The organism is Halopseudomonas yangmingensis, assembly GCF_900114825.1.
In the GTDB taxonomy this organism is placed as follows: Bacteria; Pseudomonadota; Gammaproteobacteria; order Pseudomonadales; family Pseudomonadaceae; genus Halopseudomonas; species Halopseudomonas yangmingensis.
Map to the genome: position 1 here is coordinate 83,890 of NZ_FOUI01000007.1, position 16,170 is coordinate 100,059.

General features: G+C 60.6%; 12 protein-coding genes and 1 tRNA gene. 8 read left to right on the forward strand and 5 right to left on the reverse strand.

What is annotated here, in order from left to right; genetic code table 11:
• Positions 1-3 precede the first annotated feature (3 nt).
• Complete coding sequence (locus BMZ23_RS08375) at positions 4-1,182, forward strand: vWA domain-containing protein (RefSeq protein ID WP_093475387.1); 1,179 nt, start codon at positions 4-6, stop codon at positions 1,180-1,182.
• A gap of 33 nt (positions 1,183-1,215) precedes the next feature.
• Here BMZ23_RS08375 and BMZ23_RS08380 read toward each other — a convergent pair whose 3' ends face one another.
• On the reverse strand, positions 1,216-1,686 hold the full coding sequence (locus BMZ23_RS08380) for a MaoC family dehydratase (protein WP_093475539.1): 471 nt from the start codon (positions 1,684-1,686) through the stop codon (positions 1,216-1,218).
• Positions 1,687-1,936: 250 nt separating this feature from the next.
• On the opposite strand from BMZ23_RS08380, the gene fadD2 reads away from it, so the two are divergent.
• From fadD2 to BMZ23_RS08410, 6 genes are all read left to right on the forward strand, one after another.
• Positions 1,937-3,622 (forward strand): long-chain-fatty-acid--CoA ligase FadD2, encoded by a 1,686-nt coding sequence (gene fadD2 / locus BMZ23_RS08385; RefSeq protein ID WP_093475390.1) that lies wholly within the window; start codon positions 1,937-1,939, stop codon positions 3,620-3,622.
• Positions 3,623-3,931: 309 nt separating this feature from the next.
• Positions 3,932-5,620 carry a long-chain-fatty-acid--CoA ligase FadD1 gene (gene fadD1 / locus BMZ23_RS08390; RefSeq protein WP_093475393.1) on the forward strand — a complete coding sequence of 563 codons (1,689 nt, stop codon included), beginning with the start codon at positions 3,932-3,934 and terminating at the stop codon, positions 5,618-5,620.
• A 79-nt stretch (positions 5,621-5,699) separates the two neighbouring features.
• Positions 5,700-9,587, forward strand: coding sequence for an ATP-dependent RNA helicase HrpA (gene hrpA, locus BMZ23_RS08395; protein ID WP_093475396.1), 3,888 nt, complete (start codon positions 5,700-5,702; stop codon positions 9,585-9,587).
• A gap of 160 nt (positions 9,588-9,747) precedes the next feature.
• Positions 9,748-10,869, forward strand: a complete 1,122-nt coding sequence (locus tag BMZ23_RS08400) for a beta-ketoacyl-ACP synthase III (protein WP_093475399.1) — start codon at positions 9,748-9,750, stop codon at positions 10,867-10,869.
• Between the two features lie 269 nt (positions 10,870-11,138).
• Positions 11,139-12,200 carry a porin gene (locus BMZ23_RS08405; protein WP_093475402.1) on the forward strand — a complete coding sequence of 354 codons (1,062 nt, stop codon included), beginning with the start codon at positions 11,139-11,141 and terminating at the stop codon, positions 12,198-12,200.
• Positions 12,201-12,357: 157 nt separating this feature from the next.
• The gene (locus BMZ23_RS08410; RefSeq protein ID WP_093475405.1) at positions 12,358-13,071 is read left to right on the forward strand and encodes a DUF2057 family protein; all 714 of its coding nucleotides are present in this window, start codon (positions 12,358-12,360) and stop codon (positions 13,069-13,071) included.
• Between the two features lie 61 nt (positions 13,072-13,132).
• On the opposite strand, the gene BMZ23_RS08415 is transcribed toward BMZ23_RS08410, so the two are convergent.
• From BMZ23_RS08415 to BMZ23_RS08425, 3 genes are read right to left on the reverse strand one after another with little or no spacing between them, the layout of a single operon-like run.
• Positions 13,133-13,708: a peptidylprolyl isomerase gene (locus BMZ23_RS08415; RefSeq protein ID WP_093475408.1), complete on the reverse strand. Its 576-nt coding sequence runs from the start codon at positions 13,706-13,708 to the stop codon at positions 13,133-13,135.
• Between the two features lie 29 nt (positions 13,709-13,737).
• The gene (locus BMZ23_RS08420; RefSeq protein WP_093475411.1) at positions 13,738-14,544 is read right to left on the reverse strand and encodes an alpha/beta fold hydrolase; all 807 of its coding nucleotides are present in this window, start codon (positions 14,542-14,544) and stop codon (positions 13,738-13,740) included.
• 24 nt (positions 14,545-14,568) lie between these two features.
• Entirely contained in the window at positions 14,569-15,456 is an 888-nt protein-coding gene (locus tag BMZ23_RS08425) for a LysR family transcriptional regulator (RefSeq protein ID WP_093475542.1), read from the reverse strand.
• Positions 15,457-15,538: 82 nt separating this feature from the next.
• On the opposite strand from BMZ23_RS08425, the gene BMZ23_RS08430 reads away from it, so the two are divergent.
• Positions 15,539-15,859 carry a hypothetical protein gene (locus tag BMZ23_RS08430; RefSeq protein WP_093475414.1) on the forward strand — a complete coding sequence of 107 codons (321 nt, stop codon included), beginning with the start codon at positions 15,539-15,541 and terminating at the stop codon, positions 15,857-15,859.
• Positions 15,860-16,047: 188 nt separating this feature from the next.
• Here the strand turns inward: BMZ23_RS08430 and BMZ23_RS08435 are convergent.
• Positions 16,048-16,123, reverse strand: a tRNA-Asn gene (locus BMZ23_RS08435).
• Between the last annotated feature and the right edge of the window lie 47 nt (positions 16,124-16,170).

Sequence of the window (16,170 nt, forward strand, 5' to 3'; positions counted from 1 at the left end):
CCGATGTTGCTGGGCCTGTTCAATGAAATGCGTGCGGCCAAGGTGCCGGTGTCAGTGCGCGAGCTGCTCGACCTGATCAATGCGCTGAAGCACCACGTGGTGTTTGCCGATATGGACGAGTTCTACTATCTGGCGCGCACCGTGATGGTCAAGGACGAGCGCCACTTCGACAAGTTCGACCGTGCCTTCGGCGCCTTCTTCAAGGGGCTGGAGAATCTGGATCAGTTGCTTGAGGCACTGATTCCCGAGGATTGGCTGCGCAAGGAATTCGAGCGTTCGCTGACCGATGAGGAGCGCGCCAAGATTCAGTCCCTCGGCGGGCTGGACAAGCTGATCGAGGAGTTCAAGAAGCGCCTTGATGAACAGAAGGAACGCCATCAGGGCGGCAGCAAGTGGATTGGCACCGGCGGTACCAGTCCGTTTGGTTCGGGCGGCTACAACCCCGAAGGTATCCGCGTTGGCAATGCCGGGCAGCGCCAGGGCAAGGCAGTCAAGGTCTGGGATCAGCGCGAGTACAAGAACCTCGATGACCAGGTGGAGCTGGGCACGCGCAACATCAAGGTAGCGCTGCGTCGGCTGCGCAAGTTTGCCCGCACCGGCTCGCCCGACGAGTTCGATATCGACGGCACCATCGACCATACCGCCCGGGATGCCGGGTTGCTGAACATTCAGATGCGTCCGGAGCGGCGCAATGCGGTCAAGCTGCTGCTGCTGTTCGATATCGGTGGCTCAATGGATGCGCACATCAAGGTCTGCGAGGAACTGTTTTCTGCCTGCCGCACCGAGTTCAAGCACCTGGAATATTTCTATTTCCACAACTGCGTGTACGAGTCGGTATGGAAGAACAACATGCGCCGCACCAGCGAGCGCACGCCGACCATCGACCTGCTGCACAAGTACGGGCCGGACTACAAGGTGATCTTTGTCGGTGATGCGGCCATGGCGCCCTATGAGGTCACCCAGCCGGGCGGCAGCGTCGAACACTGGAACGAGGAGGCCGGGGCGGTCTGGCTGCGCCGTTTTATCGACAAGTACAAAAAGGTCATCTGGATCAATCCCTACCCGAAGGATGCCTGGGAATACACCTCGTCCACCCGCATGATCCGTGAGCTGGTGGAAGACAAGATGTATCCGCTGACACTGCAGGGGCTGGAAGACGGGATGCGTTACCTGAGCAAGTGATGCGCAGCGGCGTTTGCCGCTGCGCTGCCGGTCTCAGTCAACCCTTGCCTGCGGCCGGGCCGGGCGCGCGATGCTGACCTTTTCGCTGGGTGCCATTACCGTTGCAAAGCCATCAACTACCTGCTTGTTGTCCTGATTGAATACCCGGGTGGCGATCTTCACCCGGTTCTTCGGCAGCTTTTCCAGAATTTCCAACTCCACCCGCAGGCTGTCGCCGAGCCTGACCGGGCGCAGGAAACTCAGCTCCTGTCCGATATAGATGGTGCCCGGCCCTGGCAGCTCACAGGCAATCGCAGCGGAGATCAGCGCGCCGGAAAACATACCGTGGGCAATACGCCCCTTGAACGGAGTGGCGGCGGCGAAGGCTTCATCCAGATGTACCGGATTGACGTCACCGGAGACAGCAGCAAACAGCTGCAGGTCCTGCTCGCTGACACTGTGCTGGATGTTGGCCTGCTGGCCGCATTCGAGTTCGTCGTAGGTATGGTTCTCAAGGCGTGACATCTTTATTCCTATGGCATTTTGTGATTGCTGGGCGCGGGCTTCGCGCAGGCGAATCATTCAGTTGATACTGTGCATTCATGTAACAAATGCGTGTTTTGCATGCTTTGAGTTTGTAGCGGGTTGCTGTTAGTTTTGTGCAACAGCTATGGCGACTGAACGCCGGGTCTCCAATCGCCCGGGTTTCGGTTTGACTGCTCTGACCGTTGAACAATTACACCAAAGACAGACCACGGGGAAGGGGATAACAATAATGGATGCAACTTTCTGGAACGACAAGCGTCCGGCAGGCGTGCCGAGCGAAGTTGATTTCAATCAGTACTCATCAATCATCGAAGTATTTGAGAAGTCCTGTCGCAAGTTTGCCGACCGGCCGGCTTTCACCAATCTTGGCAAGACCCTGACCTACGGTGAGCTTGAGAAACACTCCGCAGCCTTTGCCCATTACCTGCAGAATCATACCGACCTGCAACCGGGCGATCGTATCGCCGTGCAGATGCCCAACGTCCTGCAATTTCCGATTGCCGTATTCGGTGCTCTTCGTGCCGGTCTGGTAGTGGTCAACACCAACCCGCTGTACACCGCTCGTGAAATGCGCCACCAGTTCAAGGATTCCGGCGCCAAAGCCCTGGTGTTCATGAATATGTTCGGTCATCTGGTTCAGGAAGTGCTGCCGGATACCGAGATCAAGTATCTGTTCGAAGTGCGCATGGGTGACATGCTGTCTCCGCTGAAAGGATTCCTGATCAATACGGTGGTAAAGAAGGTCAAGAAGATGGTGCCTTCGTACCAGTTGCCGGGTGCGGTATCGTTTCGTGCCGCTCTGTCCAAGGGGCAGGGCGGGGCAGTCAAGCCGGTCACCCGTACCCTGGATGATATCGCTGTGCTGCAATACACCGGAGGCACCACTGGTGTGGCCAAGGGCGCCATGCTGACCCATGGCAACCTGACCGCCAACATGCTGCAGGTGTACGCGAACCTGCAACAGGTCGACAAGGATGGCAAGAAGATCATGGATGAAGCGGGGGAAGTGGTGATTGCTCCGCTGCCGCTGTATCACATCTATGCCTTTACCGTTAACTGCATGTGCATGATGGTGGCCGGCCATCACAATGTATTGATTACCAATCCCCGCGACATTCCCGGCTTTGTCCGTGAGCTGAAAAAGTGGCGGTTTTCCTCGATTGTTGGCCTGAATACCCTGTTTGTAGCCTTGATGGAGCATCCCGAATTTGCCGATATCGACTTCTCAAAACTGAAGTCGACCAACTCCGGTGGTACTGCTCTGGTCAAGGCCACCGCCGAACGCTGGCAGGAAAAGACCGGCTGCAAGATTGGCGAAGGCTACGGGCTGACCGAGTGCTCTCCAGTGGTTTCAGCAAGTCCGGGCGATGGCCTGTCACGTATTGGTACGGTTGGTCTGGCGGTTGTTGGCACGTCCCTGAAAGTAATTGACGATCAGGGTAACGAATTGCCTTTGGGCGAGCGTGGAGAGCTGTGTGTCAAGGGGCCGCAGGTGATGAAAGGCTACTGGCAGCGTCCGGATGCTACTGCCGAGGTGCTGGATGCAGAGGGCTGGCTGAAAACCGGTGATGTGGCAATCATCGACAATGACGGTTTTGTCAGTATCGTTGACCGTATCAAGGATCTGATCATTGTGTCTGGTTTCAATGTCTATCCCAACGAGATCGAGGATGTGGTCTCTGCCCATCCCAAGGTGGCCAATGCTGCTGCCATTGGCGTGCCGGACGAAAAATCCGGTGAGGCGGTCAAGCTGTTTGTGGTGCCGAGCTCCCCTGACCTGACCATCGAGGAGATCAAGGCCTATTGCCGTGAGAACTTTACCGGTTACAAGGTGCCCAGACACTTCGAAATTCGTGAATCACTGCCAATGACGCCTGTGGGCAAGATCCTGCGTCGGGAGCTCCGCGACAAGTAATTTTCTGCTGATTTGACTGCCGTCAAAAAGCCCTGCCGCCTGAAAGGGAGGCAGGGCTTTTGCGTGGGCAAATGCTGGTCGGGCTTGGTAAAAACTGCTAGTCTTCGGCCACTTTTCGACTTTAATGTACCGTTCGTTCACGGTCAGTGTCGGAAGAATTGACCGGCAGCTCGACTCAAGCCTGCAGCCCCACCAAGCATGCAGGTCCGCCCTTCAGGTGGTCACTGCTCGTCGCCATATAACAATCGCAGAAGACACAAGGCGGTCACCGTGCATGTGGCCGCCCCAAGCGTTCAGGAGCGGGCATCTATGCAAGAGAATTTCTGGAAGGACAAGTATCCGGCCGGCGTACCCACGGAAATCAATCCGGACCAGTACCCCAACATCCTCGCGGTACTGCGCGAATCCTGCAAAAAATTCGCCAGCAAGCCGGCCTTCAGCAATATGGGCAAAACCCTTACCTACGCTGAACTCTATACCCTGTCCGGCCAGTTCGCCGCCTACCTGCAGAAACACTCCGGCCTGCAACCGGGTGACCGCATTGCGGTGCAGATGCCCAACGTCCTGCAGTACCCGATCGTGGTTTTCGGTGCCATGCGTGCCGGCTATGTGGTGGTCAACACCAACCCGCTGTACACCGCCCGGGAAATGGAACACCAGTTCAATGATTCCGGCGCCAAGGCGCTGGTGTGTCTGGCCAACATGGCCCACCTGGCCCAGGACGTAGTGCCGAAAACCGGCGTCAAGCAGGTGATCGTTACTGAAGTCGGCGACATGCTGCCGCCGCTCAAGCGTCTGCTGGTCAATACTGTGGTCAAGCATGTGAAGAAGATGGTGCCGGCCTACAACATCCCCGGCATGGTCAAGTTCAACGATGCCATGGCCAAGGGCAAAGGTCTGTCGCTGCAGGAAGCCAACCCGGTCAGCGAAGATATCGCCGTACTGCAATACACCGGCGGCACTACCGGTGTGGCCAAGGGTGCCATGCTGACCCACCGCAATCTGGTCTCCAATATGCTGCAGGCCAAGGCAATGATGGGCAACAACATCAAGGATGGTGAGGAGGTGCTGATCTGCCCGCTGCCTCTCTATCACATCTATGCCTTCACCTTCCATTGCATGGCGATGATGATCAGCGGTAACCACAACATTCTGATTACCAATCCACGTGACATTCCGGCCTTCGTCAAAGAACTGGGCAACTATCGCTTCACCGGTTTTGTCGGGCTGAACACCCTGTTTGTCGCCCTGTGCAACGATGCCGAATTCCACAAGCTGGACTTCAGCAACTTCAAGGTCACCCTGTCTGGCGGCATGGCCCTGCAGCTGGCTACCGCCGAGCGCTGGGAACAGGTTACCGGCTGCAAGATCTGTGAAGGTTACGGCATGACCGAAACCAGCCCGCTGGCCACGGTGAATCCGATTGACAACATCCAGCTGGGCACCATCGGCATTCCGGTATCTTCAACCTTGTGCAAGGTGATCGACGACGACGGTAATGAGTTGCCGCTTGGCGAGCGTGGTGAGCTATGTGTCAAGGGTCCGCAGATCATGAAGGGCTACTGGCAGCGCCAGGAGGCCACCGACGAAATCCTTGATGCCGAGGGCTGGCTGCGTACCGGTGATATTGCGGTGATTCAGGAAGACGGTTACCTGCGCATTGTTGACCGCAAGAAGGACATGATTCTGGTGTCCGGCTTCAACGTCTACCCGAACGAGCTGGAAGACGTGATGGCGACCCTGCGGGGCGTGCTGCAGTGCGCTGCCATCGGTGTGCCGGACGAGAAGTCCGGCGAGGCGATCAAGGTGTTCCTGGTCAAGGCTCCAGGCAGCGAACTGAGCACCGAGCAAGTCAAGGAGCACATGCGCAGCAACCTGACCGGCTACAAGGTGCCGCGTTATGTTGAGTTTCGCGAGGCGCTGCCGACCACCAACGTCGGCAAGATCCTGCGCCGCGAGCTGCGCGACGAGGAGTTGAAGAAGCTGGCAGCCAAGTAACACGGCACAGGCTTTTCTGCGACAATGCACCCCGCCCGGGCAACCCGGGCGGGGTGTTTTCATTGTGGATGGATAATGCATGGGCGATCTGCGGCAACTTGCCAGTAATCTTGATCAGGCGATGGCCGCTGACCGTCATCGCTTGCGCCGCCAGTTGCAGCAACTCGGCCAACAGCCGGATGCGCAAAAGCTGGAGCAGTGGTTGCAGCGCTTCCAGCGCTCCGCAGCACGGGTGACACAGCGCCGGGCCAGCGTGCCGTCGATCCGTTATGACGATAATCTGCCGATTGCCGCGCGGCGCGAGGAAATACGCAAGGCGATTGCCGAACACCAGGTGGTGGTGATCGCCGGTGAAACCGGCTCGGGCAAGACCACCCAGTTGCCGAAGATCTGTCTGGAGCTGGGGCGCGGTGCGCATGGCCTGATTGGTCATACCCAGCCGCGCCGGCTGGCGGCACGCAGCGTTGCCAGCCGGGTGGCCGAGGAGCTGGGCAGCAGTCTGGGCGAGCTGGTCGGCTACCAGGTGCGCTTTACCGACCAGAGCAACGAAAACACCCTGGTCAAGCTGATGACCGACGGCATCCTGCTGGCCGAAACCCAGCATGACCGTTTCCTTGAGCGCTACGACACCCTGATCATCGACGAGGCCCACGAGCGCAGTCTGAATATCGACTTCCTGCTGGGTTACCTGAATACCATCCTCGACAAGCGCCCGGACCTGAAGCTGATCATTACTTCGGCGACCATTGATCTGGAGCGCTTTTCCGCACACTTCAACGATGCGCCGATTATCGAGGTGTCCGGGCGTACCTATCCGGTGGATGTCTGGTACCGGCCACTGGGTGCCGAGCTGGACGAGGAGGGCAACCGGGTCGAGGAAGACCTGTCGATTGATCAGGGCATAGTGGCTGCGTTGCGCGAGCTGGAGCAGCATGAGCGTGCCGCCGGCAAGGGGCCGGGAGATGCGCTGGTGTTCCTGCCCGGTGAACGCGAGATCCGCGATACCGCAGAATATCTGCGCAAGGCCAACCTGAAACACACCGAAATTCTGCCGCTGTATGCGCGGCTGTCGGTCAGTGAGCAGCAGAAGATTTTTGCCCCGCATGCCGGGCGCCGGGTGGTGCTGGCGACCAACGTCGCGGAAACCTCGCTGACGGTACCCGGGATTGCCTATGTGATTGATCCCGGCGAGGCGCGTATCAGCCGCTACAGTCCGCGCTCCAAGGTGCAGCGGCTGCCGGTCGAGGCGGTATCCCAGGCCAGTGCCAACCAGCGCAAGGGGCGTTGCGGCCGGGTCGCAGCGGGCATCTGCGTGCGCCTGTATACCGAGGAGGATTTCAACGCGCGGCCGGCCTTTACCGACCCGGAGATACTGCGCACCAACCTCGCCGCAGTGATCCTGCAGATGCTGCACCTGCGCCTTGGGCGTATCGAGGATTTCCCGTTTATCGAGCCGCCGGATGGTCGGGCGATCAGCGATGGTTTCACCCTGCTGCAGGAACTCGGGGCGGTGGACCGCGCCGGACAGATCAGCGAGATCGGTCGTCAGCTGGCGCGCCTGCCGGTGGATCCGCGTATCGGTCGCATGCTGATCGAGGCCAGCCGGCTGAACAGTCTGGATGAGGTGCTGATCATCGCCAGCGCGCTGGCGGTGCAGGATCCTCGCGAACGTCCGGTGGAGCGCCAGCAGGCCGCCGATCAGGCACATGCGCAATGGAAGGATGACAGCTCGGATTTCGCTGCCTTTATCAACCTCTGGCGCGGCTTTGAGGAGCAGCGTCAGGCGCTGACGCAGGGCCAGCTGCGCAGCTGGTGCCGGCGTCAGTTCCTGAATTACCTGCGGCTGCGCGAGTGGCGTGAAACCCACCGCCAGTTGCTGCTGACCTGCCGTGATCTGGGGTTACAGATCAACCGCGAGCCGGCGGGCTACGATGCGCTGCACCAGGCCCTGCTGGCCGGCCTGCTCAGCCAGGTCGGCAACAAGACCGAGGAAGGGGACTACATGGGTGCGCGGCAGCGGCGCTTTATGCTGCATCCATCCTCGGCGCTGGCGAAGAAGCGCCCGCCGTGGGTGATGGTCGCCGAACTCACCGAAACCCGTCGGCTTTACGGACGGCTGGCGGCGAAGATCGACCCGCAGTGGGTCGAGCCGCTGGCCGCACATCTGGTCAAGACCAGCCACAGCGAGCCGCACTGGGAGAAGAAGCGTGGTCAGGTGGTGGCCTTTGAACAGGTCAGCCTGTACGGGCTGATCGTGGTGCCGAAGCGGAAGGTACATTTCGGCCCGATCGATCCGCCGGCGGCGCGCGAAATTTTCATTCGCCGGGCACTGGTGGATGGCGAATGGCATGGCCGGGCAGCCTTCAATCAGGCCAACCGGAAACTGCTGGCCGAGCTGGATGAGCTCGAGGCCAAGGCCCGCCGCCGCGACATTCTGGTGGATGACGAGACGCTGTTCCGCTATTTCGATGCGCGGATTCCGGCGGACATCTATCAGCTGGCCAGCTTCGAGCGCTGGCTGAAAAAGGCCAGCCAGAGTCAGCCGGCCTTGTTGCATATGACCCGCGAAGATCTGCTGCAACGCGACGCCGGGGAGGTGACCGGCGAGCAGTATCCGGATCTGTGGCGCTGGCAGCAGGTGGCGCTGCCGCTCAGTTACCACTTCGAGCCGAATCACCCGGCGGATGGCGTGACCCTGCGGGTGCCGGCGGCGCTGCTGCGCCAGTTGCCTGTCGAGCGGCTGGACTGGCTGGTGCCGGGTCTGTTGTTCGACAAGTGCGTGGCACTGGTGCGTGGCCTGCCCAAGGCGCTGCGCAAGAACTTCGTGCCGGTGCCGGACTTTGTGCGTGCCGCGCTGGAGCGCATGCCCTTTGCCCAGGGCAGTCTGACCGAGACGCTTGGTCGCGAGTTGTTGCGCATGACCGGGGTGCGGATTGCCGACGAGGCCTGGGCCGATGTCGAACTGGAGCCGCACCTGCTGATGCGCATTGAGGTGCTGGATGCCGAGGGCAAGGTGATTACCGCCGGGCGTGATCATGCGGCGCTGTGTGCCGAGATGGCCGGGCGCCCGCTACCGGCGGCAGCCAGCTTGACAGTTGAGCCGCAGGCCGCTGCCGGCGTGCCCGGCGACTATGCGCTGGACGAACAGGTAACCCGCCAGCAGGCCGGGATCGCGGTGAACTTCTGGCCGGCCTGGGTGGAGCAGGGCGAGGCGGTGGTTGAGCAGTTGTTTGATACCCCGGCCCAGGCCCTGCAAGCCCACCGTCAGGGGGTGCAGCGGCTGATCCTGCAACGGCTGAATGAACAGGCGCGCTATTTGCGGCAGAAACTTCCGGCGATCCGCGATGCGGCCATTTACTACCGTGAGTTTGGCAGTCAGGCAGAGTTGCTGGATGACCTGCTGCTGGCCGCCATCGATCGCGCCTTTCTGGCTTCAGCCGATCTGCCGCGTGATCCGCAGACCCTGACCGCCTGCATCGAGGCCGGTCGCGGTGACTGGGTGGCGGTGGCCGAGCGCCTGGCCGCCGAGGTGCTGGCGATCCTCAAGGCCTGGCATGCGCTGCAGAAGCGTCTGAAAGGACGAATTGACCTGAGCTGGGCACTGGCGCTAAATGATGTGCGCGAACAACTGGTCGGGCTGGTGTTCAAGGGCTTTGTGCGGCAGGTGCCGGGGCAATGGCTGGCCCAGTATCCACGTTATCTGTCGGCGCTTGAACAGCGGCTGGACAAGCTGTCCGGTCAGTTGCAGCGTGACCGGGTCTGGACCGACGAGCTGCAGCAGTTGAGCCGCCAGTACCGCGACCGTGCCCGGCGTATGCAGCAGGAGGGGCGGGTTGATCCGCGCCTGGAGGAATGGCGCTGGATGCTTGAGGAATACCGGGTGTCACTGTTTGCCCAGCAACTGGGTACGCGGATGCCGGTGTCGGCCAAGCGGCTGGGCAAACTCTGGCAGGAGATGGCTGGCTGAGCGTGGCGCATGTTGGTGCGTGGCGGTATGATGACAGCCCTATGAAACCTGTGCGTGCATGTGACCGGCCGCCTCTGCGGTCGTCTCACGGGTATTGCCCGATGCATCCGGTTGCCGGCAGGGCCGGCGCCCATATCCAACAGACAGCAGGGGATCGAACGTGCACAACGTCGTGATCAGTGGTACCGGCCTCTATACACCACCCAACAGCATCAGCAATGAAGAACTGGTGGAAAGCTTCAATGCCTTTGTCGAGGCGCACAATCGTGAGAATGCCGACGCCATCGCCGCCGGTGAGATTGAAGCGCTGGCGCCCTCCAGCACCGAATTTATCGAAAAGGCCTCCGGCATCAAGAGCCGTTTCGTGGTGAACAAGAGCGGCATCCTCGACATTCAGCGCATGGTTCCGGATATCCCCGAGCGCAGCAACGACGAGTGGTCGGTATTTTGCGAGATGGCAGTGAAGGCCGCTACCGAGGCGCTGCAGCGCGCCGGGCGTACGGCGGCGGATATCGACGGGGTGATCGTGGCCTGCTCCAACCTGCAGCGCGCCTACCCGGCGATTGCCGTGGAAGTGCAGGAGGCGCTGGGTATCGAGGGCTTTGGTTTCGACATGAACGTGGCCTGCTCCTCGGCTACCTTCGGCATTCAGGTGGCCGCCAACAGCGTGCAGCTGGGCCAGGCCCGGGCGGTGCTGATGGTCAACCCGGAAATCTGCACTGGCCACATGAACTTCCGTGACCGCGACAGCCACTTTATCTTTGGCGATGCCTGCACCGCCGTGATTGTTGAGCGCGCCGACCTGGCGGTGTCCAAATACCAGTTCGATATTGTCGGCACCAAGCTGTTGACCAAGTTCTCCAACAATATCCGCAACAACTTCGGCTTCCTTAATCGTTGCGATCCCAGCGGGGTGGGCGCACCGGACAAGCTGTTTGTGCAGCAGGGCCGCAAGGTGTTCAAGGATGTCTGCCCTATGGTTGCCGAACTGATTGGCGCGCACCTGCAGGAACACCAGTTGCCGGTACCCGAGGTGCGGCGTTTCTGGCTGCACCAGGCCAACCTGAACATGAACATGCTGATTGCGCGCAAGCTGTTTGGCCGTGACCCGACCGCCGATGAGGCACCAGTGGTGCTGGACCAGTATGCCAACACCAGTTCGGCCGGCTCGATCATTGCCTTCCACAAGCACCAGGACGACCTGCCGTCCGGCAGCCTCGGGGTGATCTGCTCCTTCGGTGCCGGCTACTCGATCGGCAGTGTGCTGGTACGCAAGCGCTGAGATGCGGCTTGATCTGACACAACGCCCGGCCAGTCCGGGCGTTGTTGTTTCTGCTGTTTCTGATGTCAATTTGTTGTATGGCGCGAGACCTTCTGGCATGCAGGTTTCGGTAAATTCGTAAAAGTTCCCCTGTCATCAAACCTTCATCAGCCTGCAACCGAGCTGAAATGACCCGCTGACAAGATTCCCTCAACACCGGGCTGGCACCTCCGCCAGCGTCAACGTGTTGCACCACTGTCAACGCATAACCAAAACTGAGGGAAGACTCAATGACACTGCACAAGCATTTCGCCGGATTTGCCCTGACTGCCCTGGCTGCAGCCATCCCCGCTGTCGCCATGGCTGACGTGAGCATCTATGGCCGTGCCCATGTTTCCGTGGATTTTCTGGATGACGGTGCCGATTACTCCGAAACCAACCTGTCCAGCAACTCTTCCCGTCTGGGTTTCAAGGGCAGCCATGAAATCAACCCGAATCTGACTGCATTCTTCCAGATCGAGCAGCAGATCAACTTTTCCTCGGGTGAATCCGACTCCAGCAGCACCAACTTTGCCACCCGCGACACCTTTGTCGGCCTGAAAGGTGGTTTCGGCTCGGTGCAGATGGGCCGTTTCGACAGTCCGTTCAAGGCTGCCCGCGGCCCGGCCAACCTGTTCGGTGACCAGCTGGGTGACATGCGCAACCTGACCCGTGTTGGCAATGCGCGCTTCGACGAGCGTTATGACAACACCATCGAATACACCACGCCGAGCATCAACGGCTTCTCCGGCAAGCTGGGCTATTCGGTACATGAAACCACCGTGGCTGGCGAGGACCTGGATACCGACACCCTGAGCCTGTCGCTGAACTACGCCGGGTCGGCGCTGGAAGCCGCTCTGGCCTATGAGAAGGCTGAGGAAGATACCGGTCGTGGCGAGCGTGACGGTATCCGTTTTGCTGCGGGCTACAAGGTGACTGATGCGTTCAAGGCGGTGGCCTTCTACCAGACGGTTGATTACAAGAATGCTGCCGTTACCGATGCAGTGCGTGATCAGCTGACCTCCGACACCTACGGTCTGGGTGGCGAGTTCAAGGTCGGTGCCAATACTGCCCTGAAGGCCATGTGGATGACCCGCGATGCCGATGCCGACAATTACGATAGCGACATGTGGGTGGTGGGCGTCGAGCACAAGCTGGACAAGGCTGTGCGTGTGTATGCCAACTACGCGGTGGTCGACAACGATGACAACGCACGTCTGACGCCCTGGACCCAGGCCCGTTCGGCTACCCCGGGCGGTGCCTTCGGCGAGAAGGCCAGTGGTCTCAGCGTAGGTCTGCGTTACGACTTCTGATCCGCCGCAGATCAGCAGCAAGCAAGGCCGGACTGTTCTCTAGAACAGTCCGGCTTTGTCATCAAAGTGCAATGCAATCGTCCTAGCCTTGTCTTCCAGCGGTCATCCACTGATGGCCGGGTTGTTACCTGTTACCTCCATACTGCTCGGAGTCGCCATGCGCCTAGTCATCTGTCTTGCTGCTGTAGCCCTGTTGTCTGCCTGTGCCCAGCCGGCACCGGTCAAACTCTACAGTGGTGCCGAACTGTCACCCTCGCAGTTGCTGGTGGTGGAAATGCCCAACACCCTCGAGGTGCTCAACATCAACGGCCAGCCGGCACCGGCGGCCAACAGCATGATCGGCAACAGTACTCGCCAGCTGCACCTGCAGCCAGGTGAATACCGGGTGAATGCCTATTACGAGAATGTCTACGATATTGCTGGCGGGCTGAGCAGCGAGGTGGTGCGCAGTCGCAGTGCCACGTTCAAGATTGACGGACGGGCCGGTGAAACCTGGCGCCTGGAGTTTGATGCGCCGCGCAATGTGACTGAAGCCCGTGAACTGCGCAACCAGTTTGCCGGTTGGGCGGTGAATGCGCGCAGTGGTGAGCGCGTGCCGACTGAGCCGGGTCCGGCCTATGTGTCGATGCTCGGGCAATTGCTTGGCACTGGCGGCACCGCAGTGACTGCTGACAGCTCGATTGCGCCGCTGGGCAGTCAGGTAGCTCCGTCGGTTGCTTCTGCTTCAGCCATGCCTGCTGCCTCGCAGATGGCTGCGCAAACCCTGCCGCACAATGATGCCACCTTTACCACACTGCAGCAGATCTGGCTGCTGCTCGGCAGCGACAGCCGTAAAGCGTTCCTTGAGTGGGCTGCGGGACAGGGTCAATAAACACAAAGGCGCCCCTGTGGGCGCCTGACAGTGCTGCTCCTGGCCCCGCGAGGGGCCTTTTTTATTCGGCGTTGTCAGCCTGCGGCGTGGCACGGCGCACGGCATTGATGACCACCGGGTTGCGCGGTACGTCACTGTGCATGCCCTGGCGACCGGTCGACACCTTGGCAATGGTTTCCACCACCTGCTGGCCGTTGACCACCTGACCGAACACGGCATAGCCGAAGTCACGACCGCCATGGTTGAGGAAGTCGTTGTCGTTGACGTTGATGAAGAACTGGCTGGTGGCACTGTCGACCACATTGGTGCGGGCCATGGCAACGGTGTAGCGGTCATTGCGCAGGCCGTTGTCGGCCTCGTTCTTGATCGGCTCACCGACTGCGCGCTGCTTCATGTCTGGGGTGAAACCGCCGCCCTGAATCATGAAGCCGGGGATCACCCGGTGGAAGATCAGCCCGTCGTAGTGACCGGCATCAGCATAGCGCAGGAAGTTGGCCACACTGATCGGTGCCTTGTCCTGATTGAGTTCCAGTTCGATGTCACCCAGCGAGGTAGCGAGGATCACCCGCGGATTTTCGGCCAGCGCGTACTGGCTGGCGAGAGTCAGGGCGAGGCCGGCGAGCAGGGGTTTGAGCATGGGCAGTCTCCAGTTGAATGGGTCAGTGTTCAGGATTCAGTGACAGCAGGTTGCCGGCAGCTGGCGAGAAAGTCCAGCAGCAGGCGGTTGAAGGCTTCGGGCTGATCGACTGGTGTGGCGTGTCCGGAATCCTCGACCACCGCCAGCCGCGCATCGCCCAGCAGACTGACATATTCGCGCTTTTTCTCCACCGGGGTGTAGTCGCGGTCACCGCTGACCACCAGTACCGGACAATTGATGCGATCCAGGCGCTTGCTCACCCCCCAGCCAATCAGGGCGCGCAGTGAGGCCAGGTAGGCACGCCGGTCATTTTCCTTCCAGCGTTGCTCGAAGATCGCGCGCAGTTCTGCCTGTTCGGGTTTGGGCAGTAACAGTCTGGCCAGCCCGTGGGCGACGGTCGGCAGCGGCAGCACATGGGCAAAGAACAACCGCTTGGCAACCATGGCGTATTCGGCTGGCCGACGGGGGATCAGCTCGGGGCCGCTGTTGATAATGGTCAGGCTACCGGGAATCTGCGGGTGGTCGGTGGCCAGCTGGAAGGCGATCATCCCGCCCATCGATATACCGACTATATGCGGCCGTTCCAGTTGCATCTGCTCGATAAAGGCCCGGCAGTCCTCGGCAAAGGCCTTGATGCTGTAGCCGCGTGGCGGCTTGTCGCTGGCACCATGACCACGCATATCCAGCGTCAGTACGCGGTAGTGCGGGAGCAGTGCGGGCAGCTGGTGTTCCCAGTCGCGGCCGCTGGAACCCAGACCATGGATCAGCAGTACCGCCGGGCCCTGGCCCTGGTCGGTGTAGTGCAGGCGGCAGCCGTTGAGCATCAGATCAGGCATCGGCAAGGTCTCCGGAGCATTGCATCAGGCGTTGGAATGGCTGATCAGCAGATCGGCCAGTATGCGGGTGGCCGGGCCGGGTTGGCGGTCGCGGGCACTGTAGAGAAACATTGAATGTTCGCGCCGGCCACCCTCGGGCAGCGGCAGTGGCAGCAGTCGACCGCTGGCGATCAGTTGCTCGACCTGTTGCAGTGGCAGCCAGGCGAAGCCCAGACCGCTGGCCACTAGCTGTGCCGCAGTGGACAGGCTGGTGACCGTCCAGCGTTGTTCGGCGCCGAGCCAACCGGTATCGCGTGGCTGGCGTTGGCCGGAATCGCGGATCACCACCTGCAGGTGCTGCTCCAGATCCTGCACACCCGGCTGGCGTTGTAGCTGATGCAGCGGGTGTTGCGGGTTGGCTACTGCGATAAAGGTCACGGTATTCAGCTGCTGCGGCAGAAAGCCGGTAATGCTCAGGCCGGAAATCGCCAGATCGGCATGCCCGCCGATCAGGCGCTCCTCGACGCCGGAGAGCACCTCCTCGCGCAGCTGTACGCGGCAGCCACGGCTTTGCGGCATAAAGGCCTGCAGCGCGGCGGCCAGCCGTTCGGTGGGGTAGGCGGCATCCACTACCAGGCGGATTTCCGCTTCCCAGCCCTGATCCAGGGTATGGGCGAACTGCTCCAGCTGGCTGGCGCGGCTAACCAGCTCGCGTGAGCGGCGCAGCAGTACCTCGCCGGCCTCGGTCAGTACCGCCTTGCGGCCTTCGATTTCCAGCAGGGCAATGCCCAGCTGCTCCTGCATTTTTCCCACCGTGTAGCTGACCGAAGACTGCGAGCGATGCAGGGCCTCGGCGGCCTGGGCAAAACCGCCGTGGTCGACCACGGCTTGCAGGGTGCGCCATTGATCCAGGGTAACGCGGGGTGCTTTCATGGTGGATGGCATGTCCTTGAACATCGGCCTATTGTAGGTAACCCAAGTGATCTTTGCAGTCCATCACTGGACAGGAGACTATATGAACAGGGTATTGGCGATACCGCTGCTGCTGTGCAGCAGCCTGGCGCTGGCACAGATGTTTCCCATTGACCTGGAGCTGCGTGCCGAAGGGCTGGCGATGCTGGCGCGCACCGGCAGCCAGGACAATCTGGTGACCCTTGAGCTGGCCAATCAGGGGGCTGCTCCGGCCAGCTGCCGGATACGCTGGGTCAACGGCCCGGAGCGCCCGCCGGAGCAGCGCACGCTGCTGCAACCGGGCGAACAACGTATCCTGCATCAGGCGCTGCAGCGGCATGTGACCCGGGTACGGGTGCATGTTGATTGTCAGCCGCCGGACTGAATGGCTTGCGCGCAATAGCTGCCATCCACACCGATGATGGCGATGACCTTGCCTTGCAAGTCCTGCATGGTTGCACTCCCGTGATTGACTGAAAAGGGCAGTGACAACCATTGCACAGTCGATACGGCGAAACAATGACAGGGATCAGAAAAGCAAAAACCCCGGTGCAGGCACCGGGGTTTTCATGTTGGCTCCGCGACCTGGACTCGAACCAGGGACCCAATGATTAACAGTCATTTGCTCTACCGACTGAGCTATCGCGGATCGGATGCAGCGCACTTTACCAAAAAAATCTGCCCAGTCAAGGGCTT